The sequence below is a fragment of the Streptomyces sp. NPDC060049 genome, assembly GCF_042736715.1.
Classification (GTDB): Bacteria; Actinomycetota; Actinomycetes; order Streptomycetales; family Streptomycetaceae; genus Streptomyces.
This window is the reverse complement of record NZ_JBHWVV010000008.1, coordinates 343,708-366,647: the sequence shown is the minus strand read 5'-3', so window position 1 is coordinate 366,647 and position 22,940 is coordinate 343,708. Positions and strand designations below refer to the sequence as shown.

The window sequence follows — 22,940 nt, the reverse complement described above, 5'->3', positions numbered from 1 at the left end:
TTCGCGAGAGCGCGCGGCACACGGCGGGCGCGCGGGAGGAAGGCGAATCAGCGGGAAGGGCGACACACGCAGCCCGCGTAGCGGAGCAGGTCCATATGGACCCTCCGCCACAGGCGTACGTCGTTGCCGGTCATGTCGGCGAGTGAAGCACGAGTCGGGCGGACGGTCAATCGATCACAGGTGTCGGCGCGGGCGCCGCCGTGGGCGCGGAGGCGGCCGAGGGCGTGGCCGTGGGCGCGCCGTGGCGGACCGCGTCGGCTGCTTCGTACAGCTCCGCCGGCCGGACCCCGGCGAACGTCGCCGCGAGGTGTCCGTCGGGCCGCACGAGGAGCACGGTGTGCGCCGCCGCCCCCGGATAGCCGTCGGCGACGAGCAGGTCCGCCCGGACGGGGAGCGCGCTGACCGCCGCCGCGAGCCGGGGCATCAGGCCGGCGCCCAGCCAGTGCCGCCGGTCCCAGACCCCGGTGCCCGGGGCGACGAGGACGACCAGCAGCCGGCCCCGGCCCAGTTGGTCGCGCAGCGGCACCGTCGCGCCGTCGGGCGCGGTGACCGGGATGTTCGCGACGGGCCCGCCCGGCTCGGTGGCGGTGGGGACCTCACGGACGGCGACGGCCGGGGCGTACACCGGCTCCGCGCCCAGCGGGCCCCGCCCCAGGTGGCCGTCGGTCAGGAGGGATTCGGCGGAACGCGAGGCTCCGGGGAGGTAGGTGCGGATCCCGCCCGCCGCGCGCAGTGCGGGCATGGCCTGGTCGGCGGCGCGCAGTCGGGCGGCCACCGCCCTGCGGCGCTCGGCTTCGTAGCTGTCGAGGAGTTCCTCGGAGGCACCCTGGTGCCAGGCGAGGGCGAGTTTCCAGGCGAGGTTCTCGGCGTCCCGGAGCCCCTCCTCGACGCCCTGGGTGCCGAGCGCGCCGAGCAGGTGCGCGGCGTCCCCGGCGAGGAAGGCGCGGCCGTCGCGCCAGCGCCGGGCGAGCCGGTGGTGCAGGGTGTGGACCCCGGTGTCGAGGAGGTCGTACGGGGGTGTCGTGCCGCCGCACCACGCGGCGAGGGTGTCTCGGATGCGGGCCACCAGGGCGTCGGGGGTGACGAGGTCGCCGCGCGCCGGGAGCAGCCAGTCCAGCCGGTACACGCCGTCGGGCAGCGGCCGGGCGATGACCTCCTCGGGCGGGCTGCGGTGCAGCAACGCCTCGCCGGGCCAGGGAAGTTCGGTGCGCAGCGCGGCGACGGCGTGCCGCTCGACGGCGGTGCGGCCGGGGAAGCGGATGCCGAGGAGCTTGCGCACGGTGGAGCGGGCTCCGTCGCAGCCGACCAGGTAGCTGCCGCGCCACCACGTGGTCTCGGCGCCCCGGGTGTGGGCGGTGACGCCGTGGCCGTCCTGCTCCAGGGAGTCGAGCTTGCTCTCGGTGATCAGTTGGACCAAGGGGTGCGCGGTGGCGGCGTCGCGCAGTCCGCGCGTCAGGGCGTGCTGGGGCAGGTGGGCCGGGGCCGGGCCGTCCTCGAAGGTGATCCGCTGCGCGTCGCGGCCGCGCCGCAGGGTGCGCCAGGCGGCGAAGTACGTGCCCTCGTCGCGCAGGGTCGCGCAGCCCAGGCGGTGCACCATGGCGGCGGTGTCGGCGTGCAGGGCGACGGTGCGGGCGGGACGGGCTTCGTCCTTGCCGGGTCCGTCGTCGAGCACGACGCAGGGCACGCCCTGGCCGGCCAGGGCGAGGGACAGGGACAGCCCGACGGGCCCCGCGCCGACGACGATCACCGGGTCCATGATGTGGCTCCCGATGTCCGGTATGTGATCACAGAACGTATGCAACCCACTGGAGGTGCCTGCGTCAAGTGACGCCGGGCCGGACAATGCCGAGTGGTGCGGCGGATGAGTTCCGCCGCACCACACGTGTCCCGCCAGTGTACTGACCGACTGTCAGCCCGGACGCCCGAGGCCTGTCCGACCACATGTCCGAAGCCCCGCCGGACCGCCCCCGCCGGATCGTCCCGCCGGATTGCCCCGCCGGGGCCCTTCCGGGTCTGCGGTCAGATGCCGGCTGAGTTCTCGCCCGCGTCGAACTGGGCCACCGGGACGGTGGCGTCGGTGGTCCGCTTCGACTTCCGCAGCCGTCCTTCGAGCCAGGAGGCGAAGGTGGTGAGGGCGAAGTTCACGGCGATGAACAGCGCCGCGATCACGACCAGGGCGGCGATGGTGTTGCTGTAGTTCGCCGCGATCGGCCGGTACATCGACAGCAGTTCGGCCAGGCCCAGCACCGCTCCGCCGATCGCGGTGTCCTTGAGGATCACCACGAGCTGGCTGACCAGGGCCGGCAGCATCGCGGTGACCGCCTGCGGGAGCAGGACGTACCCCATGACCTGGCCCTTGCGCATGCCGATCGCCTTGGCCGCGTCGGTCTGGCCGTTCGGCAGGGACTGGACGCCGGCCCGGACGATCTCGCCGATGACCGCGGAGTTGTACAGCACCAGGCCGGTGATCACCGCGTACAGCGGCCGCATCTCGGAGCCGACGGCGGTGTACTGGACGTAGAAGGCGGAGCCGAAGAGCATCAGCATCAGCACCGGGATGGCACGGAAGAACTCGACCCAGACGCCCACGGCGGAGCGGACCCACGCGTGGTCGGAGAGCCGGCCGATGCCGAGCAGGGCGCCCAGCGGCAGGGCTATCACCATGGCGATGGCGCCGGCCCGCAGGGTCTCGCCGAGGCCGGGCACGAGGAACGTGGTCCAGATCTGCCCGTCGGTGACGAAGGGCGACCACTTGTCGGCGTCGAGCTGGCCCTTGTCCGACATGACGGACAGCACCCACCACAGGACGGCCGCGGCCGCCACGAGGAAGACGCCGCTGTAGATCCAGTTGCGGGCCTTGGCCTTGGGGCCGGGGGTGTCGTACAGCACGGAGGTCATCGCTTCACCGCCACTCGCTTGGCCACCCAGCCCAGGAGCAGGCCGGTGGGCAGGGTCAGGAGGACGAAGCCCAGGGCGAAGACCCCGAAGATGGCGAAGAGCGCGTCCGCCTCGTTCTCGATCATTTCCTTCATCAGCAGGGCCGCTTCGGCCACGCCGATGGCCGCTGCCACCGTGGTGTTCTTGGTGAGGGCGATCAGTACGTTGGCGAGCGGTGCGACGACCGCCCGGAAGGCCTGGGGCAGCACGATCAGGGTGAGCACCTGGAAGAAGCCCAGGCCCAGGGCGCGGGCCGCCTCGGCCTGCCCGACCGGGACCGTGTTGATGCCCGAGCGCAGCGCTTCGCAGACGAACGTGCCGGTGTAGGCGGTGAACCCGAGGACCGCGAGCCGGAAGCCGATGTCCTTGAAGGTGCTGCCGCCGAGCGTGACGCCGAGGGTCTGGTTGAGGCCCAGCGAACAGCCGATGATCAGCACGGTCAGCGGGGTGTTGCGCACGAGGTTGACGTACGCGGTGCCGAAGCCCCGCATCAGCGGGACGGGGCTGACCCGCATCCCGGCCAGGACGGTGCCCCAGATCAGCGACCCGACGGCCGAGTAGAGGGTGAGCTGAACCGTCACCCAGAAGGCTCCGAGCAGGTCGTACTGCCCGGAATCAAGAAAATCGAACACGATGGCCTGCGCTCTCCCAGGATGGCCAGGTTGGCCGGTGAGGCAACGCCGCCGCCCGTGACAGGCGGGCGGCGACGCCCCCTCACCGATGGATCAGCCGGCGAACGCCGGCCGCCGGGTCAGCTTCCTTCGGTGACCGCGGGAGCCGGCTCGCTCTTGTAGTTCGCCGGACCGAAGTTCTTCTGCACGGCCGCCTCCCAGGCGCCGTCCGCTTCCATCTTCTTGATGGCGGCGTTGACCTTGGTCTGAAGGTCCTTGTCGCCCTTCTTCAGGCCGATGCCGTAGTTCTCGTTGCTCAGGGTCAGCCCGACGAGCTTGAACTTGCCCTTGTTCTTGTCCTGCGAGGCGTAGCCGGCCAGGATCGAGTTGTCCGTGGTCAGGGCGTCGACGGACTTGTTCTCCAGGCCGGTGAGGCACTCGGAGTAGCCCGCCTGCTGGAGCAGGTCGGCCTCGGGGGCCAGCTTGGTCTTGACGTTCTGCGCCGACGTGGAGCCGGTGACCGAGCAGAGCTTCTTCTTGTTCAGGTCCTCGGCCTTGGTGATCGAGGTGTCGTCGGCGCGGACGAGCAGGTCCTGGTGCGCGAGGAAGTACGGGCCGGCGAAGTCGACCTTCTCCTTGCGCTTGTCGTTGATCGAGTAGCTCGCCACGACCAGCTTCACGTCGCCGTTGGCGATCAGGTTCTCGCGCTCGGCACTGACGGCCTGCTTGAACTCGATCTGGTCGGGCTCGTAGCCGAGCTCCGTGGCCACGTACGTCGCCACGTCCACGTCGAAGCCCGTGAACTTGCCGTCGGGGGTCTTGAGGCCCACGCCCGGCTGGTCGAACTTGATGCCGATGACGATCTTGTCCTTCTTGGACCCGCCCGACGGGCCGGCGTCACCGGCGGCCTTGTCGCTGTCGCCGCCACAGGCGGTCGCGGTCAGGGCGAGGGCAACGGCGATGGCGGCGGCCGCGCCGACCTTGGAGAGCTTCATGGTGGACTTCCCTCGAAGTGAGACGTGAGACAGACGTGAGACGTTGCCGGAAGGCGATCCGTCACCGGATCACTACCAGACGCGAAGCTCAGTGGTGCAGGATCTTCGACAGGAAGTCCTTGGCACGGTCGCTTCGCGGGTTGCTGAAGAACTGATCGGGCGTCGCCTCTTCGACGATCTTCCCGTCGGCCATGAAGACCACGCGGTTGGCGGCGGAGCGGGCGAAGCCCATCTCGTGCGTGACGACCACCATGGTCATTCCCTCGCGGGCGAGCTGCTGCATGACCTCCAGCACCTCGTTGATCATCTCGGGGTCGAGGGCCGAGGTGGGCTCGTCGAAGAGCATCACCTTCGGGTCCATCGCCAGCGCCCGGGCGATCGCCACGCGCTGCTGCTGGCCACCCGAGAGCTGCGCCGGGTACTTGTCGGCCTGCGAGCCCACGCCCACGCGGTCCAGCAGGGACTTCGCCTTCTCCAGCGCCGCCGCCTGGCTCATCTTGCGGACCTTGAGCTGGCCCAGCATGACGTTCTGCAGCACCGTCTTGTGGGCGAAGAGGTTGAAGGACTGGAAGACCATGCCCACGTCGGCGCGGAGCCTTGCCAGCTCGCGTCCCTCCGACGGCAGTTGCCTGCCGTCGACCGTGATGGTGCCCGAATCGATCGTCTCCAGCCGGTTGATGGTCCGGCACAGGGTGGACTTGCCCGACCCCGAAGGGCCGATGACCACGACGACCTCGCCCCGGGCGATGCTCAGGTCGATGTCCTGCAGCACGTGCAGCGCGCCGAAGTGCTTGTTGACGTTGTTCAGCACGACCAGGTCGTCCGCGGCACCGGCCGCGTCCCGCACGTCCTTGGTCACTGATACTCCGCTCATCGGCTTTTTGCTCCGTCCTCCTCGGTTGGGAGGACAGTAGTGACGTGACGTCCACAGCGTCAGCACATCTGAGGGAGAATTGAGCATAACGATCCGGCCTCGCACCGATACGCTCCGTACGCGCGGACGCGGCGCACCGACCACGGCCGTACCGGGTGGGTAACGGAAGCCCCCGTCGGACCGGAACCGCCTTGACGTGGCAGTCTGCATCGGCGTGGATGCTTGGTGGCCGCCGGGCGAACGAGCCAAGGCCGGCGACGGACGGCCGCGACGAAGACCAGTGACGAAGAACCAGTGCGAACGACCAGTGACGGACGAGGAAGAAGTGGTGAGGGGGACGGCATGAGACTGCTGCTCGTCGAGGACGACGACCACGTCGCCGCCGCCCTGTCAGCGATCCTCGCCCGGCACGGCTTCCGGGTGACGCACGCGCGCAGCGGTGAGGAGGCCCTGCAGGCCCTGCTCCCGGCCGGTGCCCCGCCGCAGGTGGCCCCGTACGGGGTGATCCTGCTCGACCTCGGACTGCCCGACCAGGACGGTTACGAGGTCTGCGGCAAGATCCGCAAGCGCACCAGTACGCCCGTCATCATGGTCACCGCGCGGGCCGACGTGCGCTCCCGCATCCACGGCCTCAACATGGGCGCCGACGACTACGTGACCAAGCCCTACGACACGGGCGAACTCCTCGCCCGCATCCACGCCGTCGCCCGCCGTACCGGGGCCTCCGAGGAGGCCGCCGCGGGCGGGAACGCCACGCCCGGCGTCGTCCGGCTCGGCCCCGTCTCCATCGAGCTGTCCACGCGCCGGGTCGGCGTGGACGGCACCGACGTACCGCTCACCCGCAAGGAGTTCGACCTGCTGGCCCTGCTCGCGCAGCGCCCCGGAGTCGTCTTCCGCCGCGAGCAGATCATCAGCGAGGTCTGGCGCACCAGCTGGGAGGGGACGGGCCGGACCCTCGAGGTGCACGTGGCCTCGCTGCGCTCCAAGCTGCGCATGCCGGCCCTCATCGAGACCGTCCGAGGCGTCGGGTACCGGCTCGTCGTCCCGCCGGCGCCGCCGGCCCAGCCCGCGCCACCCGCGCCCTAGCGGGGAGCCGCCGTGCGCGCCCGTCTGCTCCCCCTGCTCGTCGTCCTGATGGCGGGCGTCCTGCTCGCCCTCGGCCTCCCGCTCGCGGTGGCCTTGGCCGCCGGGCAGCAGCAGCGGGTGGTCGTCGACCGGATCGACGACAGTGCCCGCTTCGCCGCACTCGCGCAGTTCGTCATCGACGCCGAGGGCTCGGGCGCCGGCGGAGCCGACGAGCGCCGTGACACCCTCCAGCGCGAACTGGCCCGCTACCACGAGCTGTACGGCATCCGCGTCGGCATCTTCCTGCGCAACGACAACGCCATGGTCCGCTCCCCGGGCTGGTGGGAGCTCCCGGCGGAGGGGGAGGGCCGCCGCGCTTTCCTCGAGGCACTCGCGGGCCGGCGCAGTCACGATCCGGGCCAGGTGTGGCCCTGGCAGACCCACGGCAAACTCCTCGTCGCCTCCCCGGTCGTCCTGGACGGGGACGTGGTCGCCGTCGTCGCCACCGAGTCGCCCACGGACCAGATGCGGGCCCGGATCCTGCGGGGATGGCTGCTGATCGCCGGCGGACTCGGCGCCGCCATGCTCGTGGCCTTCGGCGCCGCGCTGCGGCTGACCAGCTGGGTGCTCAAGCCCGTACGGACCCTGGACGCGGCCGCGCACGGCATCGCCACCGGTCGGATGAACTCCCGGGTCGCGGCGGCCGGCGGCCCGCCGGAACTGCAGCGCCTGGCACGCTCGTTCAACGAGATGGCCGACAATGTCGAAGAAGTCCTGGAACAGCAGCGGGCGTTCGTCGCGGACGCCTCCCACCAGCTGCGCAACCCGCTCGCGGCGCTGCTCCTGCGGATCGAGCTCCTCGCCCTCGAACTGCCCGACGGCAACGAGGAGATCGCTTCCGTACGGACCGAGGGGAAGCGCCTGACGCAGGTCCTGGACGACCTGCTGGACCTGGCGCTGGCCGAGCACGCCAGCGCGGAGATCAGCCTCGTCGACATCGCGGCCCTGGCCGCCGAGCGGGTCACCGCCTGGCGGCCCTACGCCGAGGAGAAGGGCGTGCGGCTCACCGGGACGGGGCGGGCCGCGGCCGCGGGCTGGGCCGATCCGATCGCGCTCTCCAGCGCGCTCGACGCCGTCATCGACAACGCCCTCAAGTTCACCCCGGAGGGCGAGGACGTCGAGGTGAGCCTCAGCGTGGTGGGCGACCAGGTGCGCGTCGTGGTCGCCGACCGGGGGCCCGGCCTCACCGAGGAGGAGCTGCTCCGCGTCGGCGACCGGTTCTGGCGCAGTGGCCGCCACCAGAACGTCAAGGGTTCGGGGCTCGGCCTGTCCATCTCCCGTGCCCTGCTCGCCGCGGGCGGCGGGTCCCTCTCCTACGAGACGAACCCGCCGCACGGGCTGCGGGTGACGGTGGCGGTCCCGCGCAGCGACCCCGCCGCCCTGCGCGAGTGACGCGTGCTTCAGCGGGCCCCGGTCCAGGTGAGGGTGGTGCGGGCGGGGGCGGAGACGGCGTACAGCTCGTCCACGGACCGGACTTCGAAGACGGCCGACCTCTCGCGGCCGGCGCGCTCGACGGCCGGTAGGTACAGGGCGGTCGCGCAGGTGCCTCCGAGGAAGCGGCGGGTGCCGTCCGGCAGGAGGCGGGACACCTCGTAGTGGCGCAGCGGGTGGTCCGGGCCGGCCGGCCGCTGCCAGGACAGCCGCAGGGCCGCCGTACCGGACTGCTGGACCGAGGCGGTCACGGCCGGTGTCCCCGGAGTGCCCGGGCGGGGCCGGGCGGCTGCGTCGCGTACCGCCAGGGCGCCGAGCCGCCAGCGCACCGGCTCCGTCCCGAGCCGCGTGATCCGTACGGCCAGACCGTGGGCGGTCGCGCCCGCCAGGTCCGCCAGCCGGACCCGGGCCCTGCTCCAGCCCCGCGCGGGGCCGGGGCCCTTCGCCTCCAGCCAGGTGTACGGGACCTCCTGCCCCGGGGCGGCCGGCTCGCGCGTGGCGACCCCGAGCTCGACGGTGACCGGGCCCGACTCGGTGGCGTGGACCAGCTCGACGACCGTCGAACGGGTCAGCGGCAGCCGGGTGGAGTGCAGCCCGACGGCCGCCGGAGCGGTGAGTTCGCCGGCGACGAGGAGGCTGGAGCCGCCGCGCCAGGCCCTGGCGAAGTCGAGGGTGACGTCGGGGCGGATTCCGGCGGTGTCCACCACCCATCGGCGGCCCGGGAGCCGGTCCTGGAGACCGAGATGGTTCCACGGAGTGTCGGAGACGGCCTTGCCGTCCTCGTACCAGCCTTCGCCGTGACCGGTGTTGAAGGAGCAGGCGAAGGGCAGGGCGGTGACGGTGGACCGGTCGGCGACGACGGTGGCGGGCGCCCGCCAGCCGCCTTCGGGGCCGGGGCGTGCCGGGTCCAGTGACTCGCCCGTCCAGAACCGGTCGTCGGCCCGGTGGAAGGCACCGGGGGAGCGGTCGGCGAGGTGGTTGCGGGTCCACTCGGGCCGGTAGAAACCGTAGGAGACGACGTGGTCGCGGTCGCGCGGGACGATCGCGTCCCAGTCGACCTGGGCGTTCCAGCCGTGGGATTCCGTGTCCACGGCCGCCCACAGTTCGTGGCGGTCGCGCCCCAGGCCGTCCGCGAGCGCGCCGGAGGCGGCCAGCTTCGCCGGGGTCCAGCGGAAGTCCACGAACATGGTGTCCGCGACCTTGCCCCGGCGGTCTTCGAAGAACTCCTGGTTGAGCTCGTTCAGCGCGCCCTGCCAGCCGACCCGGCCGGTGGAGTTCATCGCGTCGTACCACGTGACGCGCAGTCCGTGCGGCTCACCGGCGGCGCGCAGGGCGCGGAGGAACCGCTGGGTGAGGGACGCGAGTCGGCTGTCGCCTCCCCCCGTCTCGGCGTTGACGAACCAGCCGTCGAACCCGTACGTCCGCGCCACCAGGGCGAGCTGCTCGGCGACGGGGAAGCGGCCGAGGGAATCCCGCTGGACCAGGTCCCGGGTCCACTGGAGGTCGCCGCCGTAGGCCACGGGCGGCAGGAAGACGTTGCCCAGCACCCGCACGCCGTTGCGGTGCGCGGCGTCGACGACGGGCGCGTTCGGGGCGAGCACGATGCCCTCGCCGCTGGACCCGCCCCAGAAGACCAGCTCGTCGATGTACGCCCAGTGCGTCAGGGCGTAGTGGTCGGCGGTCGCCGAGCCCTGGGACGGGTTCCCGGCGGTGCTCCCGAAGGAGACGAGCGAGGCGATGCGGGCCTGGCCGGCGCGGGCGGAGGTGTTCGGCGGCACCGTGGTGAAGCGGGGCGCCAGCGGCACCGTCGAGGTGTTGTGCGCCAGATCCGGGTCGGTCCCGGGGCTCCAGCGCATGAGGGAGCGCCAGGTGATGCCGGGGCCCGGGACGCCGTCGGGCAGCGAGTCCGGGAACCAGTACGAGGCGTACGGGGCCGGGCCGGCGGGGGCTGCCGGAGCCCCGGGCGCCGCGGCGGCGGGCCCCGCGGCTTTGGCGAGCAGCCCGGCGGCTCCGGTACCGGCCGCGGCGGCCAGCACCCCGCGCCGGGTGGGCCGTGCCGGGGTCATCGGCGGGGTGCCCGGCGCGGCGGCGGCCGGTGCTGCCGCGGTACGGGCGGTACGGGGGTCGGCGCCGTTGCCGGACTCGGACATGCGGGTTCTCCTCCGTCGGGGCCGGTCAGGACCAGGGGCGGGGACGTCGGACACGTGCAGGGCCTCGCTGAGGCTGCGGGCGCCCAAGCGCGCAGCTTCCCCGGCGAGTTCGGCCGTGGCCACCGACGGCCGTTCCCCGTGGGCGGTGAGCGCCGCCCACGGGCTCGAACAACGTCCCGCCGGGCGCGCACACCGAGCGCTCCTGCGCGGCCCGGCCCCGCCGACGTCCACGGCCGGTGGTGGAACCAGCCGCGCGCCGGCGTGTGGTCGGCGCCGAAGCGCGGCGTGCGCGCGGGCTCCGGTGCGCGGGCGGGCGGGGACGCGGAGGTGTCGTCGGGCATGCAGGGTCCCGGAGTTCGGGGGGAACGCGCCGGATTCCCGTAAGCTGCCGTCCCCCGCCGCGGATAGTCAACACGGTCCCTGTCGCCGGAGCTTGCAGGTGGCCCGATCGAGTCCCCGGCCTCCCGGCCGCGGTGCCCATGGGCTTCGGCCCTGCCGGCAGACGGGGCGGGGCCACCGGACGGCAGAGCAGCTGATGCGGTTCAGCTGTCGTTGTTGGCGTGTTGCCGACCGAGACGGGCATGGCATGGCCCGCAGCCCACCATCAAGGACATCGCCCGCCAAGCCGGTGTGGGGCAGAGCGCGGTCTCCTTCGCGCCCCACGCCGGCCGGGCGTCTCCCAGGACACCCGCGCCCGTGTCCGCCGGGGCGCCGAGGAGCTCGGCCGGCAGGCCTGCGCGGCCCGTCGAGGGCACGCGAGAGCGGGCGGCCCCGGCTCGAGGCCCGCGAGAGTACGGCGCCGCCCCCGGCCGCATACTGAATCCGAGACCCTTCCTGGAGCGCTGCCGTGACCTCTCCCACACCTGCCCCCACCTCCGAGCTGCCCGGCCCCCGTGCCCGCGCGGGGGCCGAAGCCGGCCTGACGGTCGCGATCGACATCGGCGGTACGAAGATCGCCGGTGCGCTGGTCGACCGCGACGGCACGATGACGGCCACCACCCGCCGCCCGACCCCGCGCGGCACCGACGGCGACACCGTCTTCGCCGCCGTCCGGGAGGTCGTCGCCGAACTGGCGCAGTCCCCGCTCTGGCCCTCGGCGGTCTGCTGCGGCATCGGCAGCGCGGGCCCGGTGGACGCCGTGCTCGGCACGGTCAGCCCGGTCAACATCGGCGCTTGGCGGGGCTTTCCCGTCCAGGCCCGGGTGGAAGCGGAGCTGGCGCGGCACGGAGCCCGGATCCCGACGGTACTGGCCGGCGACGGGGTGGCGATGACCGCCGCGGAGCACTGGCTGGGCGCCGCGCGGGGGCACGCCAACGCCCTGTGCATGGTGGTCTCCACGGGCGTCGGCGGCGGGCTCGTCCTGAACAACCGGCTCCACCCCGGGCCCACCGGGAACGCGGGCCACATCGGCCACATCAGCGTCGCTTTCGACGGGGAGCCGTGCGTCTGCGGCAGCCGCGGCTGCGTGGAGTCCCTCGCCTCCGGCACCGCCATCGCGCGCTGGGCCCTGGCCCGGGGCTGGACCCCGGCCGGGGACGCCACGGCCGCCGGAGTGGCGGCCTCTGCCGCGGCGGGCGACCCCCTCGCGCTGGCCGCCTTCGACCGGGCGGGCCGGGCACTGGCCGCTGCCATCGCGGCCACCGCCACCCTGGTCGAGACCGACATCGCCGTCGTCGGAGGCGGCGTCGCCGCCGCCGGAGACACCCTCTTCGGGCCGATCCGCACGCACCTCGCCTCGTACGCGACCCTGTCCTTCGTCAAGGACCTCCAGGTCGTTCCGGCGACGCTGGGCACCCACGCGGGCCTGATCGGCGCGGCCGCCGCGGCGACCATGCTGCTGTCCCCCTGAGCGCCCCCCGGGGGGACGGGGGCTACGGCTTGACGGAGCGGTAGTAGCGGGCCGCCCCCGCGTGCAGCTCCAGCGGGTCCGTGTAGATCGCCGTCCGCAGGTCCACCAGCTGCGCCGCGTGCACCTTGCGCCCGATCTCGTCCCGGCTGTCGATGACGGTGCGGGTGAACTGCGCCGTCAGCTCGGCGCCCGTGTCCTCCCTGGTCACCAGCAGGTTCGGCACCGCCACCGTGGCCACCGCCGAGGTGTTGCGGGCGAGTGCGTAGGCGTCCTGCGGCATCACCGCCGCCCGGTAGTAGCGCGCCGGGCTGCCGCTCGCCTGGAGGGCCTCCACCAGGTCGCCGAGCTGCACGAGCCGGATCTCGAACCGCTCCGAGAGCTCGCGCACGGCGTTGGTCGGCAGTCCGCCCGACCAGAAGAACGCGTCGATCCGGCCGGCCTCCAGTTCCGCCGGCATGGTGTCGATGCCGATGGACACCGGGGTGACGTCGCGGGCCGGGTCCAGCCCCGCCGCCGTGAGCAGCCGCTCCGAGATCAGCCGCACGCCCGAGCCGTTCTGGCCGACCGCGACCCGCTTGCCGCGCAGGTCCCGGGCCGACTGGACCGGGGAACCGGTGGGCACCACGAGCTGCACGTAGTCGTCGTAGAGGCGGGCACATCCGCGGAGCCGGTCCGCGCCGGGCTTCCGGTCGAGCCGGTACTTCGACACCGCGTCCGCCGTCGCCACCGTGAAGTCCGCCGTGCCGTCGGCCACCCGCTGCAGGTTCTGCTGTGAACCCTCGCTGGGATCCAGCCGCACGCGCACCCCGGGCATGTTCACCGCGAGCTCCTGCTCCAGCAGCTGCCCGTAGCGGTGGTAGACGCCGGTCTGGACCCCGGTGCTGAAGGTGAGGTCGCCCGTCAGCTCGGGCTCCCCGAAGGGCCGCAGCCACCATATGAGCGCGCACAGGACGGCCAGCACGGCCACCAGGGCCCGCAGGGCACGGCGCCTGCTGATCCGGGGCGGTACGAGAGGCATGGCCGCGATCCTGCCACCGACCCGCGCTCCTGTCACGGCCCGACCGCCCGCCCCGGCCCGCCGGCCGGGCCCGACTGCCCGACCCGACCCTTACCCTTGCTGGGTGAGCACCGAGGGCGAGGCGACTGTTGTGAAAACGTACGAGGTCCGGACGTACGGCTGTCAGATGAACGTGCACGACTCCGAGCGGCTGTCCGGGCTGCTGGAGGACGCCGGGTACGTCCGCGCCCCCGAGGGGTCCGACGGCGACGCCGACGTCGTCGTGTTCAACACCTGCGCCGTCCGCGAGAACGCCGACAACAAGCTCTACGGCAACCTCGGCCGCCTCGCCCCCATGAAGACCAAGCGCCCCGGCATGCAGATCGCCGTCGGCGGCTGCCTCGCGCAGAAGGACCGCGACACGATCGTGGACCGCGCCCCCTGGGTCGACGTGGTCTTCGGCACGCACAACATCGGCAAGCTGCCCGTCCTCCTGGAGCGCGCGCGCATCCAGGAGGAGGCGCAGATCGAGATCGCCGAGTCGCTGGAGGCGTTCCCCTCCACGCTGCCGACCCGGCGCGAGTCCGCGTACGCGGCCTGGGTCTCGATCTCCGTCGGCTGCAACAACACCTGCACCTTCTGCATCGTCCCGGCGCTGCGCGGCAAGGAGGAGGACCGCCGTCCCGGCGACATCCTCGCCGAGGTCGAGGCCCTGGTCGCCGAGGGCGTCTCGGAGATCACCCTGCTCGGCCAGAACGTGAACGCCTACGGCTCCGACCTGGGCGACCGCGAGGCCTTCTCCAAGCTGCTGCGCGCCTGCGGCGCCATCGAGGGCCTGGAGCGCGTCCGCTTCACCTCCCCGCACCCGCGCGACTTCACCGACGACGTGATCGCGGCGATGGCCGAGACCCCGAACGTGATGCCGCAGCTGCACATGCCGATGCAGTCCGGATCGGACACGATCCTGAAGGCGATGCGCCGCTCGTACCGCCAGGAGCGCTTCCTCGGCATCATCGAGAAGGTCCGCGCCGCCATCCCGCACGCAGCGATCTCCACCGACATCATCGTGGGCTTCCCCGGCGAGACCGAGGAGGACTTCCAGCAGACGATGCACGCCGTGCGCGAGGCCCGCTTCGCGAACGCCTTCACCTTCCAGTACTCCAAGCGCCCCGGGACCCCGGCCGCCGACATGGAGGGCCAGATCCCCAAGGAGGTCGTCCAGGAGCGGTACATGCGCCTGGTCGCACTCCAGGAGGAGATCTCCTGGGACGAGAACAAGAAGCAGGTCGGCCGCACCCTGGAGGTCATGGTCGCGGAGGGCGAGGGCCGCAAGGACGGCGCCACGCACCGGCTGTCCGGGCGCGCACCCGACAACCGCCTCGTGCACTTCACGAAGCCGCCGGAGCAGGTCCGCCCCGGCGACGTCGTGACCGTGGAGATCACCTACGCGGCGCCCCACCACCTGCTGGCCGAGGGCCCGACCACGTCGGTGCGCCGCACGCGTGCGGGCGACGCGTGGGAGAAGCGCAACGCGGCCCCGGCGCAGCCGAAGGGCGTGCTGCTCGGGATCCCCACCCTGGGCGTACCGGCCCCGCTGCCCGTGGCGGCGTCGGGCTGCGCGGTGCCCGCGTCTTCCTGACGCGGCTCCGGGTCCCGGGGATCTCCGCAGGCCCAAGGAGGCCCATGGAGGTCCGCGGAGGTCAGGAAGCTTCCCGGGGCGGCGCGAGGACATCTCGGGACGGCCGGGTGCGGCTACGCTGCAGATCATGCTCGTAGCCGCTGCCGTCTGCCCCGCCCCGCCGATGCTCGTGCCCGAGGTCGCCGCGGGAGCCGCCGCCGAACTGGCCGACGCCCGTACCGCGTGTTCCGACGCGCTGTCCGTGCTCGCCGCCTCCCGGCCCGACCTGCTCGTGGTCGTCGGAGCCTGTGACGAGGAGCGGGCCGGCTCCTATCCCCAGGGCGCTCGGGGCACCTTCCGCGGCTTCGGAGCCGGGACCGAGGTGACGCTCGGCGAAGGCGGCGAAGGTCCGCGGCCGCTGCCCGCACCGCTCGCCGTCGGCGCCTGGCTGCTCGGCCGGGCGGGCTGGGGCGCCGCACCCGTGGAAGGGCTCGCGGTCGCCGGCCCGCTGGACACGGCCCGGTGCCTGGCGGCCGGCCGGGAGCTCGCCGCGCGCGACGCCCGGGTCGCACTGCTCGTGATGGGCGACGGCAGTGCCTGCCGGTCCCTCAAGGCCCCCGGCTACCTCGACGACCGCGCCGCCGCCTTCGACGCCGCCGCCGCCCGCGCGCTCGGCGCCGCCGACGTGGCCTCGCTCGCCGCCCTCGACGCCGGACTCGCAGGCGAGCTCCAGGCCGCCGGGCGGGCCGCCTGGCAGGTCCTCGCGGGCGCCGCCGAGGGCGCCGGCCTCGAAGGGCGGCTGCTGTACGAGGACGCGCCGTACGGGGTCGGATACTTCGTCGCCGCCTGGTCGTAGCCCCGACCGCGCAACGACACGACCGGGTACGGCCGACCGGGTCACGACAGAGGGGCGGGGGGGGGGGGGCCGGGGGGGGGGGGGGGGGCGGGGGGCCCCCCCCCCCCCCCGCCCCCGGCCCCGGGCCCCCCGCGGGGGGGGGGGGGGGGGCGGGGGGGCGGCGCCCCCCCCCCCCCCCAACCCCACGGCCGGCGGCGGCCCGGGCGCCACCCCCCCGGGGGGCCCCCCCCCCCGGGGGGGGGCCCCCCGCCCCTCTCGTCACCGCGTCAGGAAGCCGCAGGCGGCGTCTGCCCGCCGGGGGTGTCCTTGTGCGCGATCTTGCCCAGGGCACCCTTCGCCTTGTCCGCGCCGCTAGAGATCTGGCCGTGGTACTTGCCCTTGGTCTTGGAGTCGACGGCCTTGGCCATCTTGTCCAGATTCTGGGTGATCTTGCCCTCGTGCTGCTGCGCGAGGTCGCCGACCTTGTCCTTGGCGGGCGCGAGCTTGGCCTTGAGATTGTCCAGCAGGCCCATGGGTCACCTTCCCTTGGCGGGGTAGCTACGTACGGGCACCCTCGCCGGCCTCGCTGTCCGCGGCGACCTCCGCCGACTGCTGCTTCGGGATGTCGACGGCTTCCGCCGCGCTCTCCTCGGCCGCAGCCGGCCCGGTCTCGGCCTGGTCGGCCGTCGCGGACTCCGCCGTCAGATCCGCGGCGGCGACCTCTTCGGTCGTCGCCTGGCTCTTGCGGCCGAGAAGCCGGTCCAAAATGCCCATGTCTACTCCTATTAACGTTACTCGTGTGAGTGAAGTTCCGCCGTGGACAAACCCGTGGACGTACGCGTCCACGGACCGTGGACCGACCGGCCTGCGCCGATCCGGAGCCGGGCGTACAAGAGGCGCGCGCCGGGCTGGAACCCCGCCAAGGCAACGACCCCGGTTCGGCCCCGTCACGTAGCTCGATCGGGTACATGGCAGTGCCTTGACGGGGGGCTGCGAGACTGGGGCGGTGAGGAAAGCAGCCCCCGCCCCGCGGGTCATCGCCGTCGTAGGACCCACCGCCGCCGGAAAGTCGGATCTGGGGGTGGCCCTGGCCCGTCATTTCGACGGCGAAGTCGTCAACGCCGACTCGATGCAGCTGTATCGGGGGATGGACATCGGCACCGCCAAGCTGACGACCGAGGAGCGCGGCGGCGTCCCGCACCACCTCCTCGACATCTGGGACGTCACCGAGACGGCGAGCGTCGCCGAGTACCAGCGACTGGCCCGCGCCGAGATCGACGCGCTACTCGCCCAGGGTCGTACGCCGGTCCTCGTCGGCGGCTCCGGCCTGTACGTGCGCGGCGCGCTCGACGCCATGGAGTTCCCCGGGACCGACCCCGAGATCCGGGCCCGCCTGGAGGCCGAGGCCACCCTGCGCGGCCCGGGCGCCCTGCACGCCCGGCTCGCGGCCGCCGATCCGGCCGCCGCGCAGGCGATCCTGCCCAGCAACGGCCGCCGCATCGTGCGCGCGCTGGAGGTCATCGAGATCACCGGCCGGCCGTTCACCGCGAACCTGCCCGGCCACGAGTCCGTCTACGACACGGTCCAGATCGGTGTGGACGTGGCCCGGCCCGAGCTCGACGAGCGGATCGCGCTCCGCGTGGACCGGATGTGGGAGGACGGGCTGGTGGAGGAGGTCCGCGCGCTGGAGGCCGTGGGGCTGCGCGACGGGATCACCGCGTCCAGGGCGCTCGGCTACCAGCAGGTGCTCACCGCGCTCGCCGGCGAGTGCACGCTGGAGGAGGCCCGGGCCGAGACGGTCCGCGCCACCAAGCGCTTCGCGCGCCGCCAGGACTCGTGGTTCCGCCGCGACCCGAGGGTGCACTGGCTCAGCGGGGCCGCCGCTGACCGGGGGGAACTCGCCGGACTCGCGCAGTCGTTGGTCGAACGAGCGGTCACAGCCTGATCACGTGATGGCATCGGGACGCCCCGCGCGCCCGTTCGGGGCCTGACGGCGTGCCATCATCGAACTTCCGCCGGTGCCGTCACCGGCGGTGAACGACGGCGTACGAAGTTCGAGTGGGAGGGCGCGTGGCGATGGAGGCCGGCCCTCGCGACACCGGTCGGGACGACACCCGACGGGAAACGGACCCGATGCTTCACGGTGAGCTCGCCGGGGCACAGGACGGGTTCGGCGGCGATGACCTCGGATCGGACGGCCTCGGGGCGGACAGCCTCGGGGCGGACGGCCTCGGGCTGCCCGCGGAGCCCGCGCGGCTGACCCCCGACGGCCCGGACGCGCCCGACTCCGCCGAGGCGGAGGCCGCCGGCGCCCCCGCCTTCGAGGTCGAGCTGCGCCCGCAGCGCAGACTGCGCCTGTGGCAGATCGCCCCCATCGTCGTGCTGGCCGCCTCCGGATCCCTGATGTTCGCCTTCCCGCTCGCCTTCGAGTTCGGTGACGGCGGAGCGGTCGTCGCCATGCTCGGGTTCCTGATCAGCTGCTGCGCGGGCGGCTGGGGCATGATGGCCGCGCGCCGCGTGGGCTACGCCCTGCCCGGGCTCCCCGCCCGCGGCTCCGGCCGGCTCCCCGACTGGCGGGTGGCCGCTCTGTACGCGCTGGTCGTGCTGGCCGTCGTGGCGCTCGCCGTATACCGGGTGGCCCGGCTCCGCTAGACGGGCCTAGGGCCGCCTCACCCGGCAGGACCCCGGTCCTGGCCCGTCGCGGCTCGGTACCATGGGCGGGTGACGCAGACGAGCCTCTCCTTCCTCAAGGGCCACGGCACCGAGAACGACTTCGTGATCGTCCCGGACCCGGACAACGCCATCGAGCTGCCGGCGTCCGCCGTCGCCCGGCTCTGCGACCGGCGGGCCGGGATCGGCGCCGACGGCGTACTGCACGTCGTCCGCTCCGCCGCGCACCCCGAGGCGGCGCACATGGCCGGCGAGGCCGAGTGGTTCATGGACTACCGCAACAGCGACGGCTCCGTCGCCGAGATGTGCGGCAACGGCGTTCGTGTCTTCGCCCGCTACCTCCAGCACGCGGGCCACGCCGAGGCCGGCGACCTGGCCGTCGCCACCCGGGGCGGCGTCAAGCGCGTGCACCTCGACAAGGCCGGTGACGTGACCGTCTCCATGGGCCGCGCCGAGCTGCCCGACGGCGAGGTCACCGTCTCCGTCGGAGACCGTTCCTGGCCCGCGCGCAACGTCAACATGGGGAACCCGCACGCGGTGGCGTTCGTCGACAGCCTGGACGACGCCGGGAAGCTGCTGGACCCGCCCCCGTACAGCCCGGCGTCCGCCTACCCGACCGGGGTCAATGTCGAGTTCGTCGTCGACCGGGGCCCCCGGCACGTCGCCATGCGCGTCCACGAGCGAGGCTCCGGCGAGACCCGCTCCTGCGGCACCGGTGCCTGCGCGGTCGCCGTGGCCGCCATCCGCCGCGACGGCGCGGACCCGGCCGTCACCGGCGCGCCCGCCACGTACACCGTCGATCTGCCCGGCGGCACCCTGCACATCACCGAACACCCCGACGGGCGGATCGAGATGACCGGACCCGCCGTCATCGTGGCCGAGGGCGAGTTCGATCCCGCCTGGCTCGCCGAAACGGCTTTCGTCTAGAGCCTCCCTCTAATGGGTGATCCGTTTCACGCTGAGCGAGAGGTGGACTGCGCCACGTGGTGGGGTCGGTAGCATCAGGCACCGGCCCTGAGGGCGCACCCCATGCCCGCCACCGCCGGTCGAAGCCGCCGGAGGTGCCCATGAGTGCAGAGGCCACGAACCCCGAAGCACGCCCCGAAGAGCGCCCAGAACTCCGCAGACGGGGCCGAACCAGGCTTGACCTGCGACGACTTGGGCGCGCCGCACTGCTCGGCCCCACGTCCAGGGACCGGCTGCCGGACGCGATCGGCCACGTCGCCGAAGCGCACCGCGCCCACCACCCGGACGCGGACCTGTCCGTACTGCGCCGCGCGTACCTGCTCGCCGAGACCTCGCACCGCGGCCAGATGCGCAAGAGCGGTGAGCCGTACATCACACATCCGCTCGCCGTCACGCTCATCCTGGCCGAACTCGGGGCCGAGACCACCACCTTGACGGCCTCCCTGCTCCACGACACCGTCGAGGACACCGACGTGACCCTCGATCAGGTCCGCGAGGAGTTCGGCGAGGAGGTCTGCTTCATCGTCGACGGCGTCACCAAGGTCGAGAAGATCGACTACGGGGCGGCCGCCGAGCCCGAGACCTTCCGCAAGATGCTCGTCGCCACCGGCAACGACGTCCGCGTGATGTCCATCAAGCTCGCCGACCGGCTGCACAACATGCGCACCCTCGGGGTGATGCGCCCCGACAAACAGGCCCGCATCGCCAAAGTCACCCGGGACGTGCTCATCCCGCTCGCCGAACGGCTCGGCGTCCAGGCCCTGAAGACGGAGCTCGAAGACCTGGTCTTCGCGATCCTGCACCCCGAGGAGTACGAGCACACCCGCGCCCTCATCGCGGCCCACGCGGGGGACCGCGACCCGCTGCCCGCCATCGCCGACTCCGTACGGACCGTCCTGCGCGAGGCCGGCATCGCCTCCGAAGTCGTGGTGCGGCCCCGGCACTTCGTCTCCGTGCACCGGATCGCCCTCAAGCGCGGGGAGCTGCGGGGGTCCGACTTCGGCCGCCTGCTGGTCCTCGTGGCCGAGAACGCGGACTGCTACGGCGTGCTCGGGGAGCTGCACACCTGCTTCACCCCGGTCGTCTCCGAGTTCAAGGACTTCATCGCCTCCCCGAAGTTCAACCTCTACCAGTCGTTGCACACGGCCTTCGCCACGCCCGAGGGGTACGTCGCCGAGGTGATCGTGCGGACCCGGCAGATGCACCGGGTCGCGGAGGCGGGGGTGGTGGCGCTCGGGAATCCGTACACGGCCCCGCCCGCGGCCGAGCCGGCCGACTGCGACGAGGAGCGGGTGGACCCGACGCGGCCCGGCTGGCTGTCGCGGCTGCTCGACTGGCAGCAGTCCGCGCCCGACCCCGACACCTTCTGGAACGTGCTGCGCTCCGAGCTGGCGCAGGACCGCGAGATCACCGTGTTCCGGGTCGACGGCGGCACGCTGGGCCTGCCGGCCGGCGCCAGCTGTATCGACGCCGCCTACGCGCAGCACGGCGAGGCGGCCCACGGCTGTATCGGCGCCCGGGTCAACGGGCGCCTGACCTCCCTGTCCTCCCGGCTCTCGGACGGGGACACCGTCCAACTGCTGCTCTCCCACGACGCCTCCTCCGGGCCGGCCGCCGACTGGCTGGACCACGCCAGGACCCCGGCCGCCCGGATCGCCATCAGCAGCTGGCTGGAGTCCCATCCCGACGGCGCCGGGCCCGCCGCGGCCGCGCCGCGGGCGCCACTGTCCGTGGTGGGGGCCCGGGGTGGTGGCGGCAACGCCGTCGCCGACCTGCCGGACGCCACCGTGCGGCTCGCGGGGTGCTGCACGCCGGTGCCACCGGACGTGGTCGAGGGGTTCGTCGTACGGGGCGGCGTCGTCACCGTGCACCGGGTGCGCTGCGCGACGGTGGCCCAGATGCGGGCGGTGGGGCGCACCCCCGTCGCCGTGCACTGGCGGGCGACCGCGGACTGCCGGGTCACCCTGCTCGCCGAATCGTTCGGCCGCCCGCACCTGCTCGCCGATCTGACCGAGGCCATCGCCCGCCAGGGGGTCGAAGTGGTCTCCGCGACCGTGGAACCGCCCGTCGAGCAGCGGGTCCGACACTCCTACACCCTCCAGCTGCCCGACGCGGCGGGACTCCCGGCCCTCATGCGTGCCATGCGGGACGTGCCGGGCGTCTACGACGTCAGCCGGGCGTAGCCCGCCCGACCCGTTCGAGTGGAGCCGTCCGCGCGCCGGGCGCGGGAAGGTGGCGGGCGCTGATATGCGGTAGTGGATGCAGCCCACCTCCCCGCGCCTGCGCGCCGCCCTGCTGGCCGCGGCCTCCCTCACCCTCGTCGCCGCGGTCCTGCCCCCGCCCAAGGCGCTCGGCATCGGCGACCCGTTGTTCCCGGAGCTAGGGAACCCGGGCTACGACGTGCTCTCGTACGACCTGTCCTTCGCGTACAAGAACAACAGCAGCCCCCTCGACGCGGTCACCGTCATCGACGCGCGCACCCTCACGCGGCTCGAATCCGTCAACCTGGACTTCACCCACGGAAAAGTGGCCTCCGTCGAGGTCAACGGGGAGCCGGCGCAGTTCGCGAGCGCGGGGGAGGACCTCGTGCTCACGCCCGCGCGGCCGGTCGCCGCCGACTCCGCCCTGCACATCGCCATCCGGCACACCAGCGATCCGCGCGGCCGCGGCGACGGCGGCTGGGTGGTCACCGAGGACGGGCTGGCGATGGCCAACCAGGCCGACGCCGCCCACCGGGTCTTCCCGTGCAACGACCACCCCGCCGACAAGGCGTACTTCACCTTCCGCATCACCGCGCCGGCCGGGCTGACGGCCGTCGCCAACGGCCTGCCGGGCATGTTCCCGGCCCACCGGACGGGCACCGCGACCACGTGGTCGTACCGGACCCTGCATCCGATGGCCACCGAACTGGCCCAAGTCTCGATCGGCGACTCGGCCGTCGTGCACGGCACCGGGCCGCACGGACTGCCGCTGCGCGACGTCGTCCCTGCGGCCGACCGGGAACGTCTGGAGCCGTGGCTGAAGAAGACGGCCGGGCACATCGAATGGATGGAGGCACGGGTCGGCCGCTACCCCTTCGAGAACTACGGGGTGCTGATCGCGAAGGCCAAGACCGGCTTCGAGCTGGAGACGCAGACGCTGTCGCTGTTCGAGAGCGGACTGTTCGCGGGGAGCGGGGGATATCCCGACTGGTACGTCGAGTCCGTGATGGTGCACGAACTGGCCCACCAGTGGTTCGGCGACAGCGTGACCCCGCGCGCCTGGTCGGACCTGTGGCTCAACGAGGGCCACGCCACCTGGTACGAAGCCCTGTACGCGGACGGCCTCGGCAAGTACTCCCTGGAGCGGCGCATGCGCGAGGCGTACCAGCGCTCGGACCAGTGGCGCGCGGCCGGCGGGCCGCCGGCCGCGCCGAAGCCGGCCGCCCCGGGCCAGAAGATCGGGTTGTTCCGGCCGGCGGTCTACGACGGGGCCGCGCTGATCCTGTACGCGCTGCGGCAGGAGATCGGGGCCGAGGCCTTCGACCGCGTGGAGCGTCGCTGGGTGAGCGAGCACCGGGACGCGGTCGCGGGCACGCAGGACTTCGTACGGCTGGCGTCCGAGGAGGCGGGACGCGACCTGGGGGCCTTCCTGGAGCCGTGGCTGTACGGGAAGAAGACGCCGGCCATGCCGGGGCATCCCGAGTGGAGCGGCCCGAAAAGCGTGTGACGCGTGCGGAACGGGCATGCCACCATCGACGAGGCCGTTCTCCGGGGCTCCGCGCGACGGGGGCTCCGCTTCGCGCGGGCAGCCGGGGAATCTCCCGGGAGTGTCACGCGTTGGACGTGACAGTGTTATGTCACGCGCGGGAGTAGCTTTGGCCTTGGCTCCGCTTCGCCTGAC

The 22,940-nt window shown here is 73.2% G+C and carries 20 protein-coding genes; 10 read left to right on the top strand and 10 right to left on the bottom strand.

Translation table 11 applies throughout. The annotated features are described in order from the left end of the window. Nucleotides 1-47: 47 nt before the first annotated feature. The 6 genes from ACFWBY_RS17920 to ACFWBY_RS17895 form a co-directional block, all read right to left on the bottom strand. Complete coding sequence (locus ACFWBY_RS17920) at nt 48-95, bottom strand: hypothetical protein (protein ID WP_385340336.1); 48 nt, start codon at nt 93-95, stop codon at nt 48-50. 71 nt (nt 96-166) lie between these two features. Beyond that, nucleotides 167-1,756, bottom strand: coding sequence for an FAD-dependent monooxygenase (locus tag ACFWBY_RS17915; RefSeq protein ID WP_385340295.1), 1,590 nt, complete (start codon nt 1,754-1,756; stop codon nt 167-169). Between the two features lie 263 nt (nt 1,757-2,019). Further along, nucleotides 2,020-2,898 carry an amino acid ABC transporter permease gene (locus tag ACFWBY_RS17910; RefSeq protein ID WP_385340293.1) on the bottom strand — a complete coding sequence of 293 codons (879 nt, stop codon included), beginning with the start codon at nt 2,896-2,898 and terminating at the stop codon, nt 2,020-2,022. Beyond that, a complete protein-coding gene (locus ACFWBY_RS17905) occupies nt 2,895-3,569 on the bottom strand; it encodes an amino acid ABC transporter permease (RefSeq protein WP_385340291.1) in 675 nt (224 codons plus the stop codon). Before ACFWBY_RS17905 ends, ACFWBY_RS17910 begins: the two co-directional genes overlap by 4 nt. 119 nt (nt 3,570-3,688) lie before the next feature. Next, complete coding sequence (locus ACFWBY_RS17900; protein ID WP_385340290.1) at nt 3,689-4,543, bottom strand: glutamate ABC transporter substrate-binding protein; 855 nt, start codon at nt 4,541-4,543, stop codon at nt 3,689-3,691. Nucleotides 4,544-4,631: 88 nt separating this feature from the next. Continuing rightward, entirely contained in the window at nt 4,632-5,417 is a 786-nt protein-coding gene (locus ACFWBY_RS17895; protein WP_385340288.1) for an amino acid ABC transporter ATP-binding protein, read from the bottom strand. 342 nt (nt 5,418-5,759) lie between these two features. Between ACFWBY_RS17895 and ACFWBY_RS17890 the strand changes: the two genes are divergently transcribed. Then, entirely contained in the window at nt 5,760-6,503 is a 744-nt protein-coding gene (locus ACFWBY_RS17890; protein ID WP_385340286.1) for a response regulator transcription factor, read from the top strand. A gap of 12 nt (nt 6,504-6,515) precedes the next feature. Further along, entirely contained in the window at nt 6,516-7,934 is a 1,419-nt protein-coding gene (locus ACFWBY_RS17885; RefSeq protein WP_385340284.1) for an ATP-binding protein, read from the top strand. An 8-nt stretch (nt 7,935-7,942) separates the two neighbouring features. Here ACFWBY_RS17885 and ACFWBY_RS17880 read toward each other — a convergent pair whose 3' ends face one another. Then, nucleotides 7,943-10,039 (bottom strand): endo-beta-N-acetylglucosaminidase, encoded by a 2,097-nt coding sequence (locus ACFWBY_RS17880; RefSeq protein ID WP_385340335.1) that lies wholly within the window; start codon nt 10,037-10,039, stop codon nt 7,943-7,945. Between the two features lie 964 nt (nt 10,040-11,003). Between ACFWBY_RS17880 and ACFWBY_RS17875 the strand changes: the two genes are divergently transcribed. Then, nucleotides 11,004-11,972, top strand: coding sequence for an ROK family protein (locus ACFWBY_RS17875; protein WP_385340333.1), 969 nt, complete (start codon nt 11,004-11,006; stop codon nt 11,970-11,972). Nucleotides 11,973-11,994: 22 nt separating this feature from the next. On the opposite strand, the gene ACFWBY_RS17870 is transcribed toward ACFWBY_RS17875, so the two are convergent. Continuing rightward, a complete protein-coding gene (locus ACFWBY_RS17870; RefSeq protein ID WP_385340282.1) occupies nt 11,995-12,990 on the bottom strand; it encodes a TAXI family TRAP transporter solute-binding subunit in 996 nt (331 codons plus the stop codon). A gap of 103 nt (nt 12,991-13,093) precedes the next feature. Here ACFWBY_RS17870 and miaB point away from each other — a divergent pair, with 103 nt between their 5' ends. Both miaB and ACFWBY_RS17860 read left to right on the top strand, forming a co-directional pair. Beyond that, nucleotides 13,094-14,608 carry a tRNA (N6-isopentenyl adenosine(37)-C2)-methylthiotransferase MiaB gene (miaB, locus tag ACFWBY_RS17865; RefSeq protein WP_385340280.1) on the top strand — a complete coding sequence of 505 codons (1,515 nt, stop codon included), beginning with the start codon at nt 13,094-13,096 and terminating at the stop codon, nt 14,606-14,608. A gap of 127 nt (nt 14,609-14,735) precedes the next feature. Further along, on the top strand, nt 14,736-15,443 hold the full coding sequence (locus ACFWBY_RS17860; protein ID WP_385340279.1) for a hypothetical protein: 708 nt from the start codon (nt 14,736-14,738) through the stop codon (nt 15,441-15,443). A 266-nt stretch (nt 15,444-15,709) separates the two neighbouring features. Here the strand turns inward: ACFWBY_RS17860 and ACFWBY_RS17855 are convergent, their stop codons facing one another. Next, nucleotides 15,710-15,955 (bottom strand): antitoxin, encoded by a 246-nt coding sequence (locus ACFWBY_RS17855; RefSeq protein WP_385340062.1) that lies wholly within the window; start codon nt 15,953-15,955, stop codon nt 15,710-15,712. A 25-nt stretch (nt 15,956-15,980) separates the two neighbouring features. After that, nucleotides 15,981-16,196: a gliding motility protein gene (locus tag ACFWBY_RS17850; RefSeq protein WP_385340060.1), complete on the bottom strand. Its 216-nt coding sequence runs from the start codon at nt 16,194-16,196 to the stop codon at nt 15,981-15,983. 232 nt (nt 16,197-16,428) lie between these two features. Between ACFWBY_RS17850 and miaA the strand changes: the two genes are divergently transcribed. The 5 genes from miaA (at nt 16,429) to ACFWBY_RS17825 (ending at nt 22,766) form a co-directional block, all read left to right on the top strand. Further along, complete coding sequence (gene miaA, locus ACFWBY_RS17845) at nt 16,429-17,367, top strand: tRNA (adenosine(37)-N6)-dimethylallyltransferase MiaA (protein WP_385340058.1); 939 nt, start codon at nt 16,429-16,431, stop codon at nt 17,365-17,367. Nucleotides 17,368-17,492: 125 nt separating this feature from the next. After that, complete coding sequence (locus ACFWBY_RS17840) at nt 17,493-18,074, top strand: hypothetical protein (RefSeq protein WP_385340056.1); 582 nt, start codon at nt 17,493-17,495, stop codon at nt 18,072-18,074. A gap of 69 nt (nt 18,075-18,143) precedes the next feature. Continuing rightward, nucleotides 18,144-19,019 (top strand): diaminopimelate epimerase, encoded by an 876-nt coding sequence (dapF, locus tag ACFWBY_RS17835; RefSeq protein WP_385340054.1) that lies wholly within the window; start codon nt 18,144-18,146, stop codon nt 19,017-19,019. 140 nt (nt 19,020-19,159) lie between these two features. Next, entirely contained in the window at nt 19,160-21,241 is a 2,082-nt protein-coding gene (locus tag ACFWBY_RS17830) for a RelA/SpoT family protein (protein ID WP_385340052.1), read from the top strand. 76 nt (nt 21,242-21,317) lie between these two features. Continuing rightward, nucleotides 21,318-22,766, top strand: coding sequence for a M1 family metallopeptidase (locus ACFWBY_RS17825; protein ID WP_385340050.1), 1,449 nt, complete (start codon nt 21,318-21,320; stop codon nt 22,764-22,766). The last annotated feature ends 174 nt before the right edge of the window (nt 22,767-22,940 follow it).